Source organism: Planctomyces sp. SH-PL14 (assembly GCF_001610835.1).
GTDB lineage: Bacteria > Planctomycetota > Planctomycetia > Planctomycetales > Planctomycetaceae > Planctomyces_A.
The window spans coordinates 8117989-8137477 of the sequence record NZ_CP011270.1; the positions used below are offsets into that span (position 1 = coordinate 8117989).

At 66.2% G+C, this 19489-nt stretch carries 20 protein-coding genes; 9 read left to right on the top strand and 11 right to left on the bottom strand.

Annotated elements, in window-relative coordinates; genetic code table 11:
- Positions 1–32 precede the first annotated feature (32 nt).
- From VT03_RS31330 to VT03_RS31345, 5 genes are all read right to left on the bottom strand, one after another.
- Positions 33–827, bottom strand: coding sequence for a prepilin peptidase (locus tag VT03_RS31330; RefSeq protein WP_075096644.1), 795 nt, complete (start codon positions 825–827; stop codon positions 33–35).
- Complete coding sequence (locus VT03_RS33960; RefSeq protein ID WP_156514912.1) at positions 827–1063, bottom strand: hypothetical protein; 237 nt, start codon at positions 1061–1063, stop codon at positions 827–829. The genes VT03_RS31330 and VT03_RS33960 overlap by 1 nt, the downstream gene beginning before the upstream one ends.
- Positions 1064–1654: 591 nt before the next feature.
- Entirely contained in the window at positions 1655–2800 is a 1146-nt protein-coding gene (locus VT03_RS31335) for a CpaF family protein (protein ID WP_075096645.1), read from the bottom strand.
- Positions 2797–3705, bottom strand: a complete 909-nt coding sequence (locus tag VT03_RS31340; RefSeq protein ID WP_075096646.1) for a hypothetical protein — start codon at positions 3703–3705, stop codon at positions 2797–2799. Before VT03_RS31340 ends, VT03_RS31335 begins: the two co-directional genes overlap by 4 nt.
- Positions 3706–3774: 69 nt before the next feature.
- Positions 3775–5214: a hypothetical protein gene (locus VT03_RS31345; RefSeq protein WP_075096647.1), complete on the bottom strand. Its 1440-nt coding sequence runs from the start codon at positions 5212–5214 to the stop codon at positions 3775–3777.
- A gap of 274 nt (positions 5215–5488) precedes the next feature.
- Here VT03_RS31345 and VT03_RS31350 point away from each other — a divergent pair, with 274 nt between their 5' ends.
- On the top strand, positions 5489–6700 hold the full coding sequence (locus tag VT03_RS31350; protein ID WP_075096648.1) for a serine/threonine-protein kinase: 1212 nt from the start codon (positions 5489–5491) through the stop codon (positions 6698–6700).
- On the opposite strand, the gene VT03_RS31355 is transcribed toward VT03_RS31350, so the two are convergent.
- The 3 genes from VT03_RS31355 to VT03_RS31365 all read right to left on the bottom strand — a co-directional run bounded on the left by VT03_RS31355 (position 6687) and on the right by VT03_RS31365 (position 8355).
- Positions 6687–6875 (bottom strand): hypothetical protein, encoded by a 189-nt coding sequence (locus tag VT03_RS31355; protein ID WP_075096649.1) that lies wholly within the window; start codon positions 6873–6875, stop codon positions 6687–6689. The two genes, VT03_RS31350 and VT03_RS31355, sit on opposite strands and share 14 nt — an antisense overlap.
- Positions 6876–7070: 195 nt before the next feature.
- Positions 7071–7688: a zf-HC2 domain-containing protein gene (locus VT03_RS31360; RefSeq protein WP_075096650.1), complete on the bottom strand. Its 618-nt coding sequence runs from the start codon at positions 7686–7688 to the stop codon at positions 7071–7073.
- Positions 7689–7764: 76 nt separating this feature from the next.
- Positions 7765–8355: an RNA polymerase sigma factor gene (locus VT03_RS31365; protein WP_075096651.1), complete on the bottom strand. Its 591-nt coding sequence runs from the start codon at positions 8353–8355 to the stop codon at positions 7765–7767.
- 590 nt (positions 8356–8945) lie between these two features.
- Between VT03_RS31365 and VT03_RS31370 the strand changes: the two genes are divergently transcribed.
- From VT03_RS31370 to VT03_RS31385, 4 genes are read left to right on the top strand one after another with little or no spacing between them, the layout of a single operon-like run.
- Positions 8946–9344 carry a rhodanese-like domain-containing protein gene (locus tag VT03_RS31370; RefSeq protein ID WP_075096652.1) on the top strand — a complete coding sequence of 133 codons (399 nt, stop codon included), beginning with the start codon at positions 8946–8948 and terminating at the stop codon, positions 9342–9344.
- Between the two features lie 37 nt (positions 9345–9381).
- Positions 9382–9888, top strand: coding sequence for a hypothetical protein (locus VT03_RS31375; RefSeq protein WP_075096653.1), 507 nt, complete (start codon positions 9382–9384; stop codon positions 9886–9888).
- A 53-nt stretch (positions 9889–9941) separates the two neighbouring features.
- Positions 9942–10721: a hypothetical protein gene (locus VT03_RS31380; protein WP_075096654.1), complete on the top strand. Its 780-nt coding sequence runs from the start codon at positions 9942–9944 to the stop codon at positions 10719–10721.
- Between the two features lie 3 nt (positions 10722–10724).
- Positions 10725–11342, top strand: coding sequence for a hypothetical protein (locus VT03_RS31385; RefSeq protein ID WP_075096655.1), 618 nt, complete (start codon positions 10725–10727; stop codon positions 11340–11342).
- Here the strand turns inward: VT03_RS31385 and VT03_RS31390 are convergent.
- Positions 11330–12313, bottom strand: a complete 984-nt coding sequence (locus VT03_RS31390; RefSeq protein ID WP_075096656.1) for a hypothetical protein — start codon at positions 12311–12313, stop codon at positions 11330–11332. The two genes, VT03_RS31385 and VT03_RS31390, sit on opposite strands and share 13 nt — an antisense overlap.
- A gap of 280 nt (positions 12314–12593) precedes the next feature.
- Between VT03_RS31390 and VT03_RS31395 the strand changes: the two genes are divergently transcribed.
- The 3 genes from VT03_RS31395 to VT03_RS31405 all read left to right on the top strand — a co-directional run bounded on the left by VT03_RS31395 (position 12594) and on the right by VT03_RS31405 (position 15079).
- Entirely contained in the window at positions 12594–13307 is a 714-nt protein-coding gene (locus tag VT03_RS31395) for a hypothetical protein (protein WP_075096657.1), read from the top strand.
- 264 nt (positions 13308–13571) lie between these two features.
- A complete protein-coding gene (locus VT03_RS31400; protein ID WP_075096658.1) occupies positions 13572–14465 on the top strand; it encodes a hypothetical protein in 894 nt (297 codons plus the stop codon).
- Positions 14466–14584: 119 nt separating this feature from the next.
- Positions 14585–15079: a hypothetical protein gene (locus tag VT03_RS31405; RefSeq protein WP_075096659.1), complete on the top strand. Its 495-nt coding sequence runs from the start codon at positions 14585–14587 to the stop codon at positions 15077–15079.
- A 175-nt stretch (positions 15080–15254) separates the two neighbouring features.
- On the opposite strand, the gene VT03_RS31410 is transcribed toward VT03_RS31405, so the two are convergent.
- On the bottom strand, positions 15255–16232 hold the full coding sequence (locus VT03_RS31410) for a hypothetical protein (protein ID WP_156514913.1): 978 nt from the start codon (positions 16230–16232) through the stop codon (positions 15255–15257).
- 216 nt (positions 16233–16448) lie between these two features.
- On the bottom strand, positions 16449–17615 hold the full coding sequence (locus VT03_RS31415; protein WP_075096661.1) for an HD-GYP domain-containing protein: 1167 nt from the start codon (positions 17613–17615) through the stop codon (positions 16449–16451).
- A 336-nt stretch (positions 17616–17951) separates the two neighbouring features.
- On the opposite strand from VT03_RS31415, the gene VT03_RS31420 reads away from it, so the two are divergent.
- Complete coding sequence (locus VT03_RS31420) at positions 17952–19283, top strand: DUF1552 domain-containing protein (protein WP_075096662.1); 1332 nt, start codon at positions 17952–17954, stop codon at positions 19281–19283.
- Positions 19284–19489: the final 206 nt, after the last annotated feature.

Genomic DNA, 19489 nt, shown 5'->3' on the forward strand with positions numbered 1-19489 from the left:
ACGTCGCCGTCCGCGGTTTCCAGACACAGTCGTCACGTCAGCCGCAGCAACAGTTCCAGGGCGGTGTGGCCCGGCCAGGCGAGCGGCACGCCGATCGCAACCACGGTTCCCAGCAGGAAAAAGGGGGCCAGAGGGATCTTGAACTTGAGCCATCCGGCCACCAGTTTTGCCGCCATCTGCCGTGAATCGGACGAGTTGCGGGCGAGGGCGGAGGAAAGCAGGGGCACCGCCACGCCAGCCCCACGCCAGGCGACCCATCCCACGGAGAAGAGGGCCGCAATCAGCATGGTGATCAACCAGATCTCGGCCGCCATTCGCCAGCCGAGATAGCATCCGAACATCGAGATCAGCTTCACGTCGCCGGCCCCTCCCCGGAACAGGAGGAACAGGCACAGGGCTCCGCTGAAGCAGATCGAGACTCCGGCCATGGATGCGAGGAGGCCGATCCCGCCGAGCCACTCGGCCACCGGTCCCGAGGAGAATGAGACCATGGCGTTGAGCAGCAGCCCGTAGACGATGGCCGGATACATCGTCCAGTTGCGGATCTTTCGGCCCCTCAGGTCCGTCACGCAGGCGACCAGCAGAGCGATCGCCAGGAACTGACCGGAGAGCCCGCCGGCACCTGGAGGGAGGGGACCCCAACTTCCCCAGCCGCTCCAGGTCCAACCGGCTGGAATCGCCCCAAGACTCCAGGCCAGCGGCACGAGCCAGGCCACCACAGCAGGATTCTTGAAGAGCGGCGGGTGGGAAGTGGCTTCCACCGTTCGCTCCTGCATCGGCGACAGGATTGCCGTGTCGCCGGCCGGGATGGGTGTCGTGTCGGTCATCACTTCCAGTTGAAGATGTTGTCCATGACTTCGCGGACCCACTTCACGACGTTGCCGTTGCTGCCTTCGCCGGTGTCGGTCTCGTTGTCGGACTCGCCACCGAACATCTTATAGGCGAAGGCGAGGATGATCGCAGCGAGGGCGATGATCAGGACGACCTGCAGGGCCTCCATCCCGTCTTCATTCCGATGAACGCGACCCAGAACCCGCTTAGCCCGATTGATAATGCGCAACATTTCTCTGTCCCCTTGAAAAGTGTCCCGGAAGAGGGTCTTCCGGGCGTGGCCGAAAGCTGAACTGACCAGTCAGACGAGCGGATGTCGCGTGATTTGCGAATCTGTCCTTTTGGTCATTCGTTTGTCCCGCACCATGCGGTCTTCACAAGAGAAAGGCCACGAGTCGGGGAAACATTTCGCGCGGGGGGCAGTTTTTTTGAAATTCGTGTCCCGCGAGGAAAAAGGCTGGGTCCCGGGGGGCTGTTTTCTGTCGGACCGTGGTCTGGCCGGCACAATTCTGCTGGCTCAAACCCAATTCGCGACGGCCGCCGGGGTCAAGGGGGTCTCACCTCCTTGACCCCGGAGGCACTTCCATGAGGAACCGTGGCACACAACGGACGCCCCCTTTATGAAACCGGCGCCGAGAACTCCTCATTCGCCCTGCACTCCCCGCGGGTTAGATAGGGGGCATACGGCACCCAGTCCGCGTTTGGACAAGTACTCCTTCAGACATCTCTCGACGGCCAGGCCTCCGGCGGGCAAAAGGACCAAGAAAACAACACAGGCCCCTCTGCATCCCCCACCAGGGGTACCCCCTGGACCCCGGCTCTCTTAGCGGTCCCGTGTTCGCAGCGCAAACAACTCCGCGCACAGCGGGGCCTCCGCTGCGTAGCCGTAAACATGCGCAAGACGTGCGTACGAACACGGCCGCCCCGTCGGAACCAACGTCGGCGTCGCCTCCCGACCCTCCGTCACCCCGTCCGTCGACAACCGGAACAACTCCCGCACCCGATACCGCTCCTTCTGATCCAGCCCCCTGACCTCCGCAATCGACGTCACATGCCGCCGCCCTGTGTGCGCCCGCGTAATCTGCACCACAACGTGAATCGCACTCGCTACTTGCGTCCGCGCCACATACGCCGGCAACTGCACATCACTCATCAGGCACAACGTCTCCAGCCGGACCAGCGCCAGCTTCGGCGAACTCGCATGCACCGTCGTCAGCGACCCGTCATGCCCCGACAACATCGACTGGATCAGATCCAGCGCCTCCCCCCGCCGCACTTCCCCCACCACGATCCGGTCGGGCCGCATCCGCAGCGAATCGACAAACAGGTTCCGGATCGTCACCCCGCCCGTCCCGTTGGGAAGCGGAGCCCGCGCCTCCAGGTAAACGGTATGCGGCTGCTGCAACCGCAGTTCCGACGAGTCCTCGATGACGACAATCCGCTCCGTCGGATCGATCGCCTCCGAGATGGCATTCAGCAGCGACGTCTTCCCCGTGCCGGTTCCCCCCGACACGACGAGATTCCGGTGCAGCTTCACCGACGTCACCAGGAACTGCCGCGCCGCCTCGGTCATGCTGCCGAGGTCGACCAGGCTCTTGAGGGTGTGCGACGCGCGGCGGAACTTCCGGATCGAAACTACCACCCCATTGCGTGAGCACGGTGGAATGATGACGTGAACACGGAACTGCTCCGGTTCCGGCAACCGGGCGTCCATGCTGTGATGCAGGTCGTCGACACGGCGGTCGACGTACTCCGCCAGGTTGTTCACCGCCGCCAGCAGCACTTCTTCACTCGGGAAGCGGGCGTCGATCTTCTGGAGCTTCCCGCTCCGCTCGACATAGATGTTGTCCGGCCCGTTGATCAGGACTTCCGTTACGCTCTCGTCCTCATACAGCACCTTGGCGACCGGCGCAAAGAAGTGCCGGAGCGAACGCTGATAGATCTCGCGGCGGGTGATGAGCATGTTCATTGCGGGGCCTTCTCCGGTGCTCCATCGGCGGGACCAGGCGCCGCCGGTTCTGCGTTCCCATTCGTCTTGGCCCCCCCGGCAGCCGGTGCGACCGAGTCCCCGGGAGCGGCGGGCGTCATTGGCGGTGGGGCCGTTCTCTCAGGCTCGGCCTCCGTCGGAACGGCGCGGGTGGTCGGGGTCCGCTTTGGCGGCTTCTTCGTCGGAAACGCCAGGATGGCCATGACCCCCAGGAACAGGAGGCCCAGGATGGCGTACTGCTGCCACTTCGGCCGCTGCGAAAAGCTGTCGGTCAGCCGCTCCATCGTCCCCCGTCCCGAACGCCCGCGCCGTTGAGGCCCGTCCGCCCCGAGCACGGCGAACGCCGGCACCTTCACCGGTTCGCCCCCCTGGGGACCGGGACGCGCCTCCGGACCGGGGGCGATCGGCCGGAAATCGGGGACCGCCGCCGCGGGAGCCGGCGAGAACGGGGCCGGCGCCGGTGCCGCCGGCCGTTCCGGTGCCGGAGGCATGGCAGCAGCGGGCGAGAACCCTGGTGCGACTCCGGACGAAGCGGCAGGCGCCTTTGACAGTGGAGAAAACGGTGCGGCGGCCGCGCTCGCGGCCGGGAGCGGCGGGGGTGGTGCATCCGCGACCGGAGCGGCGGACGCAGGCGGCGGAGGGGCCGCGGCGGCGAACGTTTCCCGATCGAGTGCCAGCGACCGGTCCGCGCGCGAGGCGGGGCCGGTTGTCACCGCGCTGATGATCGAGATGTCGTTCGCCAGCTGCAGCCGGACCCCGCTTCCGCAGGCGCCGCAGGTCGTTTCGAGGATCAGCCGCCGCGACAACTCCTTCTGCTCGTTCCGCGAGAGATGGAGGATGATCGGCTGGCGGCAGTCGGCGTTCGGGCAGCGAGTGGTAAGTTTCATCGGCCGGAGAGGAAAACGGACCGCGGTGGGGTCAGTCCGGAGGTGAGGGCGAAGGGAGTGGTGCAAGGGTCAGAAGCGGTCCAGAACATAGATCTCCGCATCGATCTTACGAATCGTCTTCTCGATCGGAACCCGCTCCCGCGGCCGGACCGCCAGGACCGCCCGCCAGTGGTTCTGTGCCTTCCGCAGGAAACGGGAGTCTCCCCGTCCGAGCTGACGGTAGATCCGGGCGATGGCGCGATTGGCGAACGGGTCCTCGGGAGCCATCCGGTGGAGCAGCAGCATGACGCCGAGGCACAGGTGATCGAACCCGCCCGCGTCGCACATCCTGGCAAGTCCAATCAGGGCGCTCTGGCTCCACGGCGACTCCTCCAGGAGGGCCTTCATCTGCTGCAGCCCCAGGACGCGGCGTCCCGCCAGGAATTCCGCCTCGGCCCGGCTCTGGCGGCCCGCCTCCCGAATCACGCGGACAATGTGGGGCAGTCCGCGGGCGGGGGGGCGATACAGGTTGTGCTGGGACTTGAGGAATCCGTAGACCTGCTGCGCGAGGTCGAACGCGTCCGGGTCGAAATGCTCCGGCGGCGACGCCATGTCGGCGAACGGCCGGGAGTGGACGATGGCGGAGGTGTCCCCCCGGGGGGCGGTCTCGACCGACGACCGCGACGGCGGCTCCAGCGGGAACGACGGGAGAGGCGGCAGTGGTGTCGCGGCCGGTGCCGCAGACGAGGGCACAGGCGGCGGAGCGGCCGATGGAGCGACGGACGGCATTGCGCCGGAGGCACTTTTCCGAGCCAGCTCCGGCGGCTCGGCAGGCGGGCGGGGAGGGAAAAAGTTCCGGCGGAAGAAGCCCGGCGAACTCGCCGCGGAATCGGTCGTGGAGGACGCGGTCGGCTGGAACTTCGACGAGGTCGAAGCGCTCGCCGAGAGCACTTCGATCACGACCCCCTTGGTCTCGATCCGGTCCCCCCCTTCCAGCTCCACACGGGTCCGCCAGTCCTTGCCGTTGTGCCGGCCGACCCGGCCCAGCAGATCGTAGAGGTACCAGTGGCCACGGGCGGGAACGAGGAGCGAGTGCCGGTCGGGCGAATTCGCGTTTCGCGGCAGTACGATATCGCACAGGTGCGACGAGCCGATGAGCGTATCAAACGTCACATCGTGCGCGTTCGGAGCCATCCCCGGGGCGGAGACCGAGATCCGGCACTGCTGCGACATCCGCGGGAGAGCCGCCGCCGGACCGCTCGCTTCCGAAACCTGGAACGCGATCGAGCCGACCTGAAGCTGATCGCCATCCCCCACCTCGTGGCGGGTCATGACGTCGACACGGTTGAGCTGCAGCTGCGTCGCCTGCAGGTTGTGAAGCAACCAGCTGCCGCCGTAGCGGGCGACCACCGCCGCGAGCGGCGGCAAGCCCAGAACACGGCAATTGCAGTGAGGCGCGCTGCCGATCAGCATCACGTTGTCACTGGCCAGGAACTTTCCCGGCTTGCCGCATTGCTCCAGTGTCAGCATCAACACCTCGGTTCGGAATGCTGTGGCTCGATCCCGCTCCTGGACTGTCGACGAACTGGAGGGCGAAGATCGCCTCCCGCTCGAACCTGAGGTTCCCCTGCAGTCTACCGAGCCCCGGAACCCTCCGAAATCCTCGGCGGATCGAAAGCGGGCAATGCTGGTGCGCGGGGCGAGTCGCGATACCATAGGGAAACTGGTCGCGGACACAGCGCCGAACCGCTGGGGCCCAAACGGCGATCATGCGCGATCGTGAATCGTCGAGGGAAGGAGCGACATGGTTCGTGAAGCGGATTCGCGAACCCCCTCGCTGGCCGAACTCGGGCATCTTCTCGTCCAGGTCGGAATCGTCTCGGCCAAGCAATGGGCGGCCGCGACCGCCGGCGGCGCGACGGAGCCCTCTGTGGTGCTCGACCGGCTCGAAGAGCAGCCCGCGGAGTGGCTGAGCAGCGAGCCCGCGCTGAGCCGCTACCAGCGGAAATGCATCGAAAAGCGGCTGGCCAAGGGGCTGCGGGACCTGGACCGCGACCTGCGGGTGAACGACTTCCTGATCCGGGCCCACCTCGGCGACGGCGGGATGGGGAGCGTCTTCCTCGCCTGGTCCATCGAGATGCGGCGGCTCGTGGCGGTGAAGCGGCTCACCTCCAACAACCCGCACCTCCGCGACCGGATGGCTCAGGAAGCGGTTATCCTCCGCAAGCTCAAGCATCCGACGATCGCCCGCTACGTCGCCTACGAAGTGAACGACGACGGCGACGGCTCGGTCCTGGCGATGGAGTACATCCACGGGCCGACGCTCAAGGAGTATTGCGACCGCCACAAGAGCGTGCCGACGGACTTGGCGGTCGGCTGGACGGTCCAGCTTCTGGAAGCCCTCGCCCACGCCCACAGCCACGGCGTCATCCACCGTGACCTGACCCCGCGGAACATCATCATCGTCACCCCGCCCGACGCCGCGCCGTTTCCGCGGCTGGTCGACTTCGGACTGGCGAAGCTTTCGGAAGCGACGATGGGGCTGACGATGGCCCAGACGGCGATCGGCACGCCGCAGTTCATGCCCCCGGAGCAGTTCGCCGACGCGGCGAACGTCACCGCCGCCTCCGATCTGTACAGCCTGGGATGCAACCTGTTTCTCATGCTGACCGGGCGCCCCCCGTTCGAAGGGAACCAGTTCCCGGCGCTGTGCCTGGCCCACACCAACCAGACGCCGCCCCGGGTGAGGGACCTCGTAACGGTTCCGAAGCATGTCGACGCCGCCGTGGCGCAGATGCTTTCGAAGAACCCGGCGGCGCGGGGCACCGTCGAGGAGCTGGTCCGGAAGTTGACCGGATCGGCCTCGTCCTCCGGTGTTCTCGTCGCCGCGTCCCCCCGCCGGCCCCGTCCCCTGCCGCTCCCGCTCAGCCGGAGCGTTTCGCGGCGCCGAGCGCTTCTCCCGAGCGGCGCCCGGCTTTCGCCCCGCTCCAACCTGCCGCCGCTCAGGCGGTCCTGAACCCGCTGCCGCGCCCCCTCCCCTCCCAGGCGATCGGGATCCCGGAGCCGGCGGTTGCCGAGCGAAAGACGACCCCTTCGGTCCGGCTGGAGCAGGCCGAGTTCGACCACCCGCAGCGGCGGTGGTGGGGGCGGCTGCTGCCGGTCTCTCCGCTGGCGGCGCGGTCGCGGTTCATCGACCGCGACTATGGGCTCGTCAGTTTGCTGCACGCGTTCGGCTCGCCCTGGCGGCTGGCTGTCGCCGCGATCGCCGTGGCGGCGGTGATCGTTGTCCTGATCGCGGTCGTGATTGTCACGGGCCGGGTGATCATCAGCTGACGTGCGCCGTCCGCGGATTGCATGAAAGGAATCCCGGTGGCCGGCGTCGCGGCTTACGCCGTCCCGGGCTCACCCGGCAAGGGAGGGCCCTCGGGTATCGTGATCCCGCGGATCCTTAGTGAATGCTGGCCGAGGCTGATCTCGACCGGGATCTGGCACTCGATGGACTGACCGAAAGGGATCCGCCGGCCGTCCGAGATCTCGATGAGCCCCTTCTCCGTCAGGCAGGTGATGTTCACCTTCTTTGCGGACGTCGGCTGCAGGAAGACGTGGCGGCGGGAGATGAAGCGGTAATCGGCTGGCGCGACAACCAGCCGATCGAACGGGGACGACTCCGTGTAGCCCAGGCAGACCGGCTCCCCCTCGCTCTGCCGGCCGACCTCGACCGGCCGATAGAGGACGGACCGAAACACCACGGCGCCGGCTCCCCAGACGACTTCGAGGGACATCAGCGCCTGGCCCCGCCGGTTCTGGATCGACGAATCCCGGCCCGTCAGACGCCGCAGCCCCCGTACAAAGGGATCCGCCTTCAGCGGCTGCTCGCCGAGGACCGCGGAGCACGCGTCGCAGGCATTGAGGTGCCGCTCGACGTCGAGCGCTTCGAGCGGGGTCAGTGCCCCGGCGGCAAACTTCCAGATCGTCTCTTTCGGGTAGTGGTCATCCTGAGGCATGAGGCGAATCCATTCTCCACGGGCTGATTCAACGGAGCCAGTTGACGGGCGCAGTCAACGGACTCAGCAAGCCGGTTCAGTACTCGATCAGCCCTGCCCCTTCGCGGCGGAGCGCCGCCAGGACGCGGGACTGTGCGATCCGGGCCGCGTTGACCGACATCTCCAGCTCCTGGGCCACCACTTCGATCGGCTCGTCATTGAGCACCACCCGGCGGAAGGCCTGGAGGGTTCTCTCCTGAAACTCCGGCGCGATCATCTCGATCAGCCGCTCGATGAGGAAACGGCTGTGTTCCGCTTCCCAGAGTTCGGCCAGTCGATCGCCGCTGTCCGCGACCGCCGCGTCGTCGTTCGCCTCGTCGGAGCTTTCGGTCAGCCGGGAGCGGATGTTCTTCCGCTGAATCGTCCTCAGGCGATGGAGCATGACCTGATGCAGCCAGGCGCGGAACGCCCCGATGCGGCCGTTGTGGTCAAAGCCCTTGATCTCGTGAAAGACCTTGAGGAGGACTTCCTGTCGGACATCCTCGGCGACGTCTTCGCGAACGCCGCGGCGTTTGAGCCATCCGAAGACGAGGGGCCCGTAAATCGTCGCGAACCGCTCCCAGGCCTGCTGGTCAGACTGCTGACGCAGCTGCCCGAGGAGATTCATCGAAGTCTGAAATTCCGCCATCGATAGGTTGTCTCAGCGGACCTGCTGAAGAACGTATTCATTGAATGGATCGACGTGGACGCCGTCAAGGACGCGGCCTGCGGGTTCCGGGCTCGATCGTTGAGTCGGGGTGCGGTCACCGGTTGATGCTCAGTAAACCGGGTCCAGGGGCACCCTGGTGGGGGATGCAAGGGGGCAACGCCCCCTTGCCCGCCGGAGGCCTGGCCGTCGGGAGATGTCTGAAGGAGATCGTGTCCAAACGCGGACACCGTGCCGTATGCCCTCTCACCAACCCGCGGGGATTGCCATGCGAGCGGTGAGTCCTCAGCGCCGCTTCCACAAAGCGGACGTCCGTTGTGTCCCACGGTTCCTCATGGAAGTGCCTCCGGCGGCAAGGGGGCGTGGCCCCCTTGACCCCAGGCTGCCGTCGCACGATGGGTTGCCCAATGAGAGTCCGTCCGGCCAGGACGCGGTTCGAGCCAGCGGGATGAGGCCCTGATCCGGTCGTGGACAACACACTCCTTGTGCGTGTCGAACGGTCAGGAGATAATTCGAAGAGTGAGTCCCTTCGCCGGGACTGCTCGTTCTGACCTACCCGGACCGCCCGACCGATGCCTGATCGCATGTGGAACGCTTTGACGATCGCCGCCGTGGTGATCGCTGCGAACGCTGGCTTCGCGGCCGAGCACACCAAGGACACGCTTCCGCAGGTGAAGGAGGCTCTCGGCAACGGCAAGGCGGTCCTCGTCGATGTCCGTGAGAAATCGGAGTGGAACGAGGGGCATCTCAAGCAGGCGACGCTGCTCCCTCTCAGCGATCTCGACAGCCAGATCCGATCGGGAGCCGTCGCAAAGAGCTACGCCAAGGACAAGGTCCTGTACGTTCACTGCGCGGCGGGGGGACGATGTCTGCAGGCGGCCGACTCCCTCAAAAAGGCGGGCTACGACGTCCGGCCGCTCGCCCAGGGCTACGACGAACTGGTCAAAAATGGCTTTCCCGTGGCGAAGTGACGCCGGCCAACCGGTCCCAGCGAGGGAGGAAACGGAGATGAGCTTCCGAGCAATCGCTATCGCGGCCCTGATGACCGCGGTTTCCACCGCGGCCAACGCCCAGGTGGTCCAGCAGCCGGTCGTGAGCGGCTTCAGCGTCGACACGGTCGTGTCCGTGCCGGACCGCGGCGCGGCGTTCTCCGGCGGGGTTTTGAGCGGGCAGTCCGGCAGCCGGTCGGCAGGACCGCTTCGCGGAGCCTCCTCCGTCGGACGGTCGTTCCAGGGAGCGGCCACCGAGACCCGCGTCTTCATCCACGACTTCGAGGCCATGGACGCTGCGCTGCTCTCCCAGGGACGACCGGCCGCTGCCGGACAAGCAGCCCCGACGGCTCCGGGCGTCACTCCCGTCCTGATCGGGCCGGCCTCCCGCCCGCAGATGCCGGTCACGCGGGCCGACCGGGCTCGCGCCCATCTGCTGGAGCGCTGGAAGGACCGGACCGCCCCGGCTCCTCTTCCGAGTGCCGCGAGTCCTGGCGCGAGGACCTCCGTTGCAACGCGACCATAAGAGGTCGCCCCCCTCTCGACGCTCCCCTTCCCCTCTGCTCCCAGCCCGGCGTTATGACTCGTTTCCTCCTCCCGGCGCTGTGCCTCACTCTGCTCCTGGGGGGCTCCCTCGTCCGCACGCTGGCCCAGGACCGTTTCCGTGAGGCCAAGGAAGATCCCAAGGCGACCTGGAAAGCCCAGGCCGCGGAGCTCTCGCGGCAGATCGAGGCGCGGCCGGGAAGTCTGCGGCTCTATTCCCAGCGCGGGGACGTCCGGTTCTTCCTCGGGGACTTTCCCGGAGCGGTCGCGGACTACACGAAAATGGTCGAGCTCGACCCGGAGACCGACACGTCGCACTGGCGGCGGGGGATCGCCTACTTCTACGCCGGCGACTTCAAGGCGGCCGGGGAGCAATTCGAGCGGTATCACTCCTACGATCAGGTCGACCGGGAGAACGGCATCTGGCGGTACCTCTCGCAGCGGAAGGGGCTCGGCCAGGAGAAGGCGCGTGAAGGGCTGCTCAAGTACGAGAAGGACGACCGGGAGCCGTTTCCGGACGTCTACCGCCTGTTCGCGGGGACGATCGAACCGGAGGCGATCCTGAAGCGTATCGACGACGCCCAGATCTCCGACGAAGAAGAGGAGAAGCGCCTGTTCTACGCCGAGCTTTACATCGGCCTGAACGAAGCGGTCGAAGGGCGGAAAGAGTCGGCGATCAGGCACCTCAAGCGGGCCGTCGCCAACACTTGGGCGGAGGATGCCGGCTACGGACCGCACTACATGTGGCAGGTCGCCCGGCTGCATCTCGAGCAGCTCCGGCAAGCGGCGACGACGCCGGAAAAGCAGGAGCCGTAGAGCGTGCCGTGTCCCCTGACGGTCTACAAGCTCGGCGGAAGTCTGCTCGACCTCCCCGACCTCGGTGAACGGCTCAAAGCTGGCTTCGAATCCGCGCACGAGGAGTGTCCGGTCCTGGTCGTCGGCGGGGGGGCGGCGGCCGATCTCGTTCGCGACTGGGATCCGCGGCACCGGCTGGGGGACTCGGCGGCTCATCAGTTAGCGATTGCGGCTATGGAGCTGAACGCTCGCCTTGTCCGGATTCTGCTGTCGCGAATCGGGATGGCGGTTGGCGTCGACTGGCAGTCGTCGAGCGAGGCGGATGTCGTCGTTCCGGACATGCTCCGGGAGATCGAAAACCCAGCCGAAGGGCCGGTTCCCGAGGAATCCTGGGAGGTGACGAGCGACTCCCTGGCGGCCTGGCTGGCGGGACGCTGCCGCGCGCGGCGGCTGGTGTTCCTCAAGTCCGCCCCGTGGCCGGAGGGCACAAGTTCGCCGCGAACGGCCTTGTCGGCGAAGGACCTGCAACGAGCGGTCGAAGCGGGTCTTTGCGATTCCGCCGTCCCCCGCTACCTGCCGGCGGGAGTTGCCGTGGAGTGGATCGACTTTCGAAATTGGATGGCAGCCGCTCAGACATGCTGAGTGTCGAGCAGCAGGTCGGCGTCACCACACGTGACATCCAGCCACGTCCCGAGCCGTCCGCCGCCATCGAACCGCTTCGGCCCCGCGCTGTACAGCAGGAATTCGGTGGAAGAGGTCCGGCGGTAGAGAAGAGGCTTGTCGGAAAACGGATCGATCGGAACGGCGGGGAGGAACGACGGTACCAGCTCAGCGAGATCACTGGGAAAACTGCCGTCCGCGTCTCGACACTGTCGCAATGCGATGTCCGTTTGAAGCAGCCGCGCCAGGGCTCGGACTCGGTGGTCTCCTGCTGTCTCCAGAGCTTCGGGCTGATTCGAGTCGCCCGCACAGGCGACCTGCTGAATCAAGTCCAGAGTCTCCTGCACATCCGGCCCGGAGGCTCCCAACGACTCCAGGAATGACTCGGTATCGAGCGGCTCGTCCTGCCAGCCGACGCGGCGGGTCCACTCGTCGTCGCGGGTCCGGATCTCGTGGAACGGCTCGCGGTCGCGATCAAAGTTCCCCAGCGCCTCCAGAACTTCGTTCTGCAGGTCGTGATCGATGTCGGCCCGGACCTCGCGGAGGATTTGAAGCCCGGTTCCCGCGATGCCGTTTCCGACCAGGGCATCGGTCACAAGGCCGCCGCGACTGACCCCGTTGCTCAGGAGGAGCAGCTCGATCGCGGTGCGGGGGGCCGCTGTCGTCTCGCCACGGGAGATCGCCAGTTCCGCGTCGGCCTGGAGGGCTCGGGTGATTGTCCGGATGAGTTGGACGTCCCCAAGGTGCCGCTCAAAGAACGTGTCCACAAACTCCAGCGGAACGGAACAGGGCCGGCGCAGGTGGTCCCTGATCGTGGCCAGCACGTCGCCGTTGGCGGCAAGGAAGGCCCTTTGCGATTCCGGCTGGGCTCGGACTGGTTCCTCCAGCAGCTCGACGTTCCTCAGTTGCGAGGCGGCCCGAAGGAGATCCGGGTAGGCATTTGCGGTCGGCATGACGGCACCGGGAGGAGCGAAAGAGACGAGAAGATCGGAGAGCCGGGATTTCTACGGAAAACCTCTGCGGATCGTGGGCGTATCAGAAACTTGAATGCAATCCGACTGCCGAAGGGATTGGCGGGAAAGCGTTCGCCCGGACGTCGACCCACAGCGTCCACCTTGTCAAAGAACGGAGAACTTTGCCGGTTCCCTTTTGCGAACCGGATCTTTTCCGGGGTATAATTTCCGCATCATTCGCATGCTCAGCGTGCGCACATTTGTTCAGGCAGGAGGGGGCATGTCACAGGTTCTCGAGATGGCGCCGCAGTCGCGGGCCTACGAGTCGTACGAAGGTGGCGAGTTTTCGTATCGCCCCGTGCTTGGGCTGGCGATTGTTTCCGTCATCCTGACGCTGGTTTCCCTGCTTGGCCTCCTGTTCTGGCCCTTCCTGGCGATCGCGATGCTCTCCATCGCGGTGTCCGGAGTCGCCCTGATTCAGCTCTACCGCTCCGCCGGCGAATACCGCGGACTCGGAGCCGCCTGGTTTTCGCTGGTCCTCAGCGCCGTAACGCTGGCGGCCGGGATCGGCATGCAGATCTATCTCTACCGGACAGAAGTTCCGCCGGGATACGAGCGGATCAGCTTTGCGTCCGATATTTCCCGGAAGGGGATTATCGTTGAGAAGGGACAGGTCGGCCCTCATCCCGATGTGGCCGCTCTCGATGGAAAGAAGGTCTTCCTGAAGGGGTTTGTGTTTCCGGAAAACAAGGCCGATGGGATCAAGAACCTGCTCCTTTGCCGTGACAGCGGTGACTGCTGCTTTGGCGGCAAGCCGAAGCCGGAGGACATGATCGGCGTGATGATGACGGGTGACAAAACCGTCGCCTTCAACCCGAACCGTGTCTCCGTGGCCGGGACATTCCGCCTCAACCGGAACTGGAACGGACAAGATCGTGAGCCGCTCTACCTGCTCGAGGGTGAGTTCTACAGTGCGGCCCAGACCGATTTCTGAGGATTTTCCGCCAGTCTGGCCCCGCCGTTCGAACGTCTCAGGCTCCGACACCAACGTGTCCGGAGCCTGTTGCTTTTGACGGGCAATTTTTCCCGCCACGGACGGCGAGGTACGGCCCTCGTCCCGCGACCTCCGGACCGGGGAGCGTTCCGATCTCGGGTTAACGGCGGCAGGGAATCCTGCGACAATTCCCGCCGTGGCTGCGGTTGGAGCTCACTCGGCCATTCGAGGCGATTGCCGGTTCGCATTCACGGAGAGAGTGACATGGGAGACGAACGACGGATGAACGGAGCCGGTCCCGCCTGGCCCTGCCTGATCGGCGGAGGACTGCTGGCGATGGGACTCGCCGGGTGCGGCCAGTCCGCCGGAATGAGCCCCGAATCCAACGGCACCGTCGTGGCCTCCAAGCCCGAAGGGACTGCGCCCATCCCGTCGACCAATCCGACGAGTGCCCCCAAGCCTGCCTCGGCCCCCGTCGAGGCCCCCTCGCCGATGGAGCCGGCAGCCGCCGCGGCGGAACCGGCGCCGTTGACCCCGCCCGCTTCCGTCACCGACCAGTCTCAGGCCAGCGCAGCGCCGCTGCCCAGGGCCACGCCCGCCCCCTCCACTCCCCCGCCGGCTGCATCGAGCTCCTCCCCCGCCGAGACCCCCGTTGTCGTTCCGAAGGCGGGCAGCGTCCCTCCGGCGGTCATTCCGGAGCCCCCGCCGCTGGAACCGCGGGAAATGAAACTGCTCGTTCCCGAGCGGCAGTTGCCGATGGAGAAAGGGGCGGTCCGCGTCAGCTTCGACGACCTGGACCTGCTCAAGGTCCTCGATGCCGAACCGGTCCCGGTCGACGTCCTGGACCACTTTCCGAAGTGGCTCAGCGAACTCGACGGTAAGACGATTCGCCTCAAGGGGTGGATGTTCCCGCCGCCGCGCGAGACCGATCTCCCAGCCTTCCTGTTTGTGCGCGACAACCAGATCTGCTGCTTCGGGCGGAGGCCGAAGGTCTATGACAAGTTGGGCGTGATCATGAAAGAAGGGGCGACGACGAACTATATCCAAGGACATCCGTTCGATGTGATTGGCACGCTCAAGTACAAGGCGCGGGTCATCAACGGCGAACTCGACTTCCTGTACACAATCGTCGACGCGCAAGTCGTCGACCAGAAGTGAGCGTGGTGGGGTATCGCCGGGGCCGGTGATTCGAGGCTGCGGACTGGCGATCCGTTGAGTCGCCGTGGAGAATGTCTCAGTCCTTCGACTGCCGGCTGCCTCCTCCCCAGGCTTGCGCCATGCCTCTCGGGTTTGCCATTCCCCTTTTCGTTCTCCTGGCCGGGGCGGCGATCGCCGCCGCGGTAGTCTGGTGGAAGGGGCGCGACGCCCGCGAAGCCCGGCAGGGGATCGCCGACTTCCGACGCCACCGGGAGATGCTCGAGGCGAAGTTCTTTGATCTCGCCTCCGGGCTGGGAAAGCCGCGCGGGCTGCGGTGGCTCCGTTGTGATTGGCAGCCGGACGTGACCTTTGCCCGCGATGTCCGGACGAGGCTGCTGACCGCCTTCGTCAGCACCGAGATTGCGTTTGAAGCGATCGAGGGGGGCGACATGGAGGACGTCGCTGCCGTCGGGACGATCCGCGATGCGACCGCCGTGTTCCACTATCAGGCGGGCCGATGGGGAACGGGGGGCAAGGCGCTGTTCAACATGAATCCCCGCGACGCCATTGTGCGGCTGGAGGGGCAGTTCGTTGAGGTCCGGTCGTCCGAGGCGGCGCCGGTGATCAGCGCCTGAGTCAGCCAGTCTGGAACCCGCAGGGGGGCCGGTGCTCACGAGGAGTTAAACACCAAGACACAAAGATTGCACCAAGGTCACCAAGGTTCTCCCTCGTCAGTCAGTCCTTGGTGTTCTTCGTGCCTCCTTGGTGCCTTAGTGTTTAAAGACAGCGACCAAGCCTCGCCCCGCCAGCCTATGGCGCCTGACGCGGAGCTTCCTCCGCCACCACCTGGCAGCGTTTCAAGATCCCGCTTTCCCCCGTCCGCAGCCGCAGGCGGATCGGCTGTTTCTGGTTGACCGTCTCCGCCAAGGCGCTCAGGACCGCCGGGTGGTGCTGCGCCTCATCGTCGTCCTTCAACTCCCGCATGATCTCAGCCGTCGTCCGCGACCCGTCATCCCACGGATCGTCGATCATCCGCAGGTAGGCCCGGACCGCACTGATGATCTTGGCACCCGACGGCGCATCCGCCTGACGGATCGGCGCAATCCCCTCCTGCGGGGCGAGCAGCGGAATCGCTCCCTGCAGAACGGTCCCGAGCGACTTCACCAGATCCGGACCAGCCACCGTCCGCTGCTCGAGCGCATCGACGCCAACCTCCCCCACCGCCCGTCGGATGACCCGGGCCGTGATCTCCACATTCTCCATATCCATCAGGAGCGCCGCGACGCGGATGTTGTCGATCTCGCGAGCGGAGAGACGCATCCGCGTGGCGACCTGCTCGCTGAGCTGCGAAACCCGCTGCGCCCGGCTTTCGAGCGTCGGATTGATCGTCTGCAGGTAGCGGGAGAGAACTTCCACGACCCCCACATGGGCTTCATGGGCCTCGACCGCCTTCCGCCCGCGGTCGTCGCTGAGCGTCCCGACGAGCAGCGACGTCAGGCCTAGGATCGCCGCCCAGACCGTCATCGCCATGGCGACGAGGACCGGCGGCATCGCGGCGCCGAACGCCGGAATGTCCTGGGAGACAATCACTCCCGCGATCACGACCGACAGCAGCGCCAGCACGCCGGCGCGGTAGCGGCCGAGGAAGAACCCGGCGATGACGATCGGCAGGAAGAACAGGTTCAGGACCGTGAACTTGCCGACGTTCAGGCTGTGCAGAAGCCCTGCGATTCCGAGCGTCGACAGGATCAGCAGCAGTTCGAGCGTCCGTTCCTGTGACCGGGTCATCGTGGGAGACGAGGCTTCGGCGGAAAGGGTCGACTCGTCCACGGTGTCACGCTGAGGGGGCTGAACGGAGAGGAAGGGCCGTTTGATTTTCGTCACGTCGGGAAACGTCGGAGGAGTCGTCGAAACGCCAGGGCGCCAAGAGCAAAAAGGACTGCGATCACGATGAAAAATCCTTAGTGCCCTGGGTGAGATCTTTCTGTCCTGGTGTGGAACGCCTTACGTGCCGACCGCCTCGCGGGGCGGACGGTTCTGTGCCATGAGGCCCACAAGAATCCGTTCCTGATCGGGACTCAGCCCCGGGCCGTCCGCCTCTTCCCGGCGGTACGCGGCGATCCGGCGGGGAGAGGCGACGTCCCCCGTTTCTTCGCTGCGAAGCAGTTCGGCGATCTCCTGGAACTGCCCCTGAATGCCGAGGAACACCTCGACGAGCAGCGGATCGAACTGGCTTCCCGCCGCGCGGGCGATCTTTTCGGCGCACACGGCGTGCGGGTAAGCGTCCTTGTAGATCCGCTTGGACGAGAGGGCGTCGTACACGTCGGCGATCGCCACGATCCGCGCGGCGAGCGGGATCTCGTCTTCCTTCTGTCCGTGAGGATAGCCCGTGCCGTCCCACCACTCGTGGTGATAGAGGGCGATGTCGCGGGCCATGCGGAGGAAGCCGGACTCGCCGAGGCGGGACTGGATCTGTTCGATGCACTCGCCGCCGATCCGCGGATGGACCTGCATCCGCTCGTACTCGGCTTCGGTGAGGCGTCCCGGCTTGAGGAGGATGGCGTCTTCGATCCCGACCTTGCCGATGTCGTGGAGGGCGGAGCTGATGCCGATCGTCTGAACGAAGGAGGGGCTCACCAGGTCCTTGAACCGCGGATGCCGGCGGCATGCGCCAGCGAGCCGGGTGGCGTACATCGAGATCCGTTCCAGGTGGTGGCCGGTCTCCGGATCGCGGGACTCGGCCAGCTTGGCCAGCCCGAAGATCACGGCGTCGCGCGTGCGGAGCAGCTCGCGGGACTGCGAGAGAGCCGCCTCCTGCGAGCTGTTCCGTTCGATCGCCTGGGCGTTGTAGAGCCGCGAGAGCAGCAGCCACGCGACGGCGGTCTGCAGTCCCCCGACCCAGATGAAGGTGAAGAGCCGCATCAGCAGCGTCTCCCCTTCGGGGGTCATCTGACCGACGGACGCGTGTGGGGCGGCGGGAGCCGAGTGGACCGGATGCGCCGAGGCGGGGGGCGCGGGGTGGGTGGACGGAACGTGCTGAGCCGCGGCGGCCTTGCGAGTCGCGGGAACGAGGACCGCCAGGAGGAATCGCTCGTACATGAGCAATCCCCCCAGGAGGCAGCCGGCCTGGAGACAGGCCAGGATCAGGATAAACCGCACTCGCTGCGGCATGAAAAACTCCGGGACAGGTTCGGACCAACCGAACGCTAGGTCAGCCGCACTCCCGCGCCGGAAAAAATGCCCAGCCACTGTCGAGGTTGCGGGGATTCCGCAATGACTTTCCTGAAATGCCGTCGCCCAAATCGGCACATCCCGAACGCCGTGAACGCGGGGAATCTCTACCTGAAAGTTGGCTGAAGTCCCGATCGAGGACAGGAAAAACGATCGCATCGGAATACTCAACGCCGTCCCGTGGTCGATAGAATTGACTGGGACGCGCCCCCTCCTCCTTCGCGCGTCCCGTCGTTCCCGCGCCCGCCCTGCCCTCCCGATTGTCGAGAGCTCTGCATGACTCGACCCCTTCCCCTCCGTCGTCGAACATTCCTCCGCGGTGCCGGAGCCCTGCTGGCTCTGCCGTGGCTGGAGGGGATGCTTCCGAAGGCCGCCAGAGCCGCGGCTGCCGCGTCTCCGCTCCGGGTGGGATTCGTCTTCTTCCCGAACGGCGCGATCATGCCGGACTGGACGCCGACGTCCGAGGGAACCGGCTACGAGCTCTCGAAGACCCTCGCGCCGCTCGCTCCCGTGAAGGACCAGCTCCTCGTCGTGAGCGGACTCGCCCATGACAAGGCCCGCGCCAACGGCGACGGAGCCGGCGACCACGCCCGGTCCTGCGCGGCGTTCCTGACGGGCGCCCAGCCCCGCAAGACCTCCGGCGACATCCGGGCCGGCCAGTCGATCGACCAGTTCATCGCCGAGCGGATCGGCCACGAGACCCGGCTCCCGTCGCTGGAACTGGGGATCGAAGGGGGCCGGCAGGCGGGGAGCTGCGACTCCGGTTACAGCTGTGCGTACTCGAACAGCGTCTCCTGGAAGAGCGCGTCGACGCCGATGGGGAAGGAGACCAATCCCCGCAGCGCCTTCGACCGGCTCTTCGGCCAGGGGGCGGACGCCAAGGCCCGCGCCGAGCGGGACTTTTACCGCAAGAGCATCCTCGACTCCGTGGCGGCGGACACGCAGCGGCTGACCACCAGCCTCGGTCAGTCCGACCGCCGCAAGCTCGACGAGTACCTGACGAGCGTCCGGGAGGTTGAGCAGCGGATCGAGCGGGCGGACGCGGCGAAGGCGATCCTTCCGCCGGAGGGGTACATTCCTCCGAAGGGGATTCCGGAGGATCTCGTCGAGCATATCCGGCTGATGTACGACCTGCTGCTCCTCGCCTTCCAGACCGACACGACCCGCGTGGCGACCTTCATGGTCGCCAACGAAGGGAGCAACCGGGTCTACAAGTCGATCGGCCTCAACGAGGGACACCACCAGATGTCCCACCACCGGAACGACCCGGACAAGGTCGCCAAGCTGCAGCAGATCGACCAGTTCCAGATCGAGCAGTTCGCGGCCTTCCTCTCCCGTCTGCGGGATGTGCGGGAAGGAGAGCACTCGCTTCTCGACCAGTCGCTGTTCGTCTACGGCTGTGCCATCAGCGACGGCAACCGCCACCGTCACGAAGACCTGCCGATCCTTGTCGCGGGCGGGGGCGCGGGGACGGTGCGGACCGGGCGGCACGTCCGGCTCCGGGAGACGCCGACCACGAACCTGTTCCTCTCACTGGCGGACCGGATGGGGATCGACGACGTCGATTCCTTCGGTGACAGCACGGGGCGGCTGGGGGACCTGGCCTGAGCCCGACGCGTATCGTGAGCCGGTTGTTCGGTTTCCCGAAAGCGGTTCCACGCGATCCCGCGATCGAGGTCTGGATGGGGGAGCACGGTGGGGAACTCGGGGCGATTGCCCGGCATTGGCTGGCTCAAACCGCGTCCTTGCCGGTGCAGCTTCCATAGCTCAAACCCAACGTGCCACGGCAGCCTGGGGTCAAGGGGGCCACGCCC

Excerpts from the sequence above, each read along its gene's own strand:
- VT03_RS31375 (WP_075096653.1), top strand. The coding sequence starts at position 9,382 with ATGAGCTTCCGAGCAATCGCTATCGCGGCCCTGATGACCGCGGTTTCC.
- VT03_RS31415 (WP_075096661.1), bottom strand. The coding sequence starts at position 17,615 with ATGCCGCAGCGAGTGCGGTTTATCCTGATCCTGGCCTGTCTCCAGGCC.
- VT03_RS31365 (WP_075096651.1), bottom strand. The coding sequence starts at position 8,355 with ATGGCGGAATTTCAGACTTCGATGAATCTCCTCGGGCAGCTGCGTCAG.
- VT03_RS31345 (WP_075096647.1), bottom strand. The coding sequence starts at position 5,214 with ATGCTGACACTGGAGCAATGCGGCAAGCCGGGAAAGTTCCTGGCCAGT.
- VT03_RS31400 (WP_075096658.1), top strand. The coding sequence starts at position 13,572 with ATGGGAGACGAACGACGGATGAACGGAGCCGGTCCCGCCTGGCCCTGC.
- VT03_RS31340 (WP_075096646.1), bottom strand. The coding sequence starts at position 3,705 with ATGAAACTTACCACTCGCTGCCCGAACGCCGACTGCCGCCAGCCGATC.
- VT03_RS31360 (WP_075096650.1), bottom strand. The coding sequence starts at position 7,688 with ATGCCTCAGGATGACCACTACCCGAAAGAGACGATCTGGAAGTTTGCC.
- VT03_RS31330 (WP_075096644.1), bottom strand. The coding sequence starts at position 827 with ATGACCGACACGACACCCATCCCGGCCGGCGACACGGCAATCCTGTCG.
- VT03_RS31390 (WP_075096656.1), bottom strand. The coding sequence starts at position 12,313 with ATGCCGACCGCAAATGCCTACCCGGATCTCCTTCGGGCCGCCTCGCAA.
- VT03_RS31395 (WP_075096657.1), top strand. The coding sequence starts at position 12,594 with ATGTCACAGGTTCTCGAGATGGCGCCGCAGTCGCGGGCCTACGAGTCG.
- VT03_RS31370 (WP_075096652.1), top strand. The coding sequence starts at position 8,946 with ATGCCTGATCGCATGTGGAACGCTTTGACGATCGCCGCCGTGGTGATC.
- VT03_RS33960 (WP_156514912.1), bottom strand. The coding sequence starts at position 1,063 with ATGTTGCGCATTATCAATCGGGCTAAGCGGGTTCTGGGTCGCGTTCAT.
- VT03_RS31410 (WP_156514913.1), bottom strand. The coding sequence starts at position 16,232 with ATGACCCGGTCACAGGAACGGACGCTCGAACTGCTGCTGATCCTGTCG.
- VT03_RS31335 (WP_075096645.1), bottom strand. The coding sequence starts at position 2,800 with ATGAACATGCTCATCACCCGCCGCGAGATCTATCAGCGTTCGCTCCGG.
- VT03_RS31355 (WP_075096649.1), bottom strand. The coding sequence starts at position 6,875 with ATGAACCGCGACCGCGCCGCCAGCGGAGAGACCGGCAGCAGCCGCCCC.
- VT03_RS31350 (WP_075096648.1), top strand. The coding sequence starts at position 5,489 with ATGGTTCGTGAAGCGGATTCGCGAACCCCCTCGCTGGCCGAACTCGGG.
- VT03_RS31380 (WP_075096654.1), top strand. The coding sequence starts at position 9,942 with ATGACTCGTTTCCTCCTCCCGGCGCTGTGCCTCACTCTGCTCCTGGGG.
- VT03_RS31405 (WP_075096659.1), top strand. The coding sequence starts at position 14,585 with ATGCCTCTCGGGTTTGCCATTCCCCTTTTCGTTCTCCTGGCCGGGGCG.
- VT03_RS31420 (WP_075096662.1), top strand. The coding sequence starts at position 17,952 with ATGACTCGACCCCTTCCCCTCCGTCGTCGAACATTCCTCCGCGGTGCC.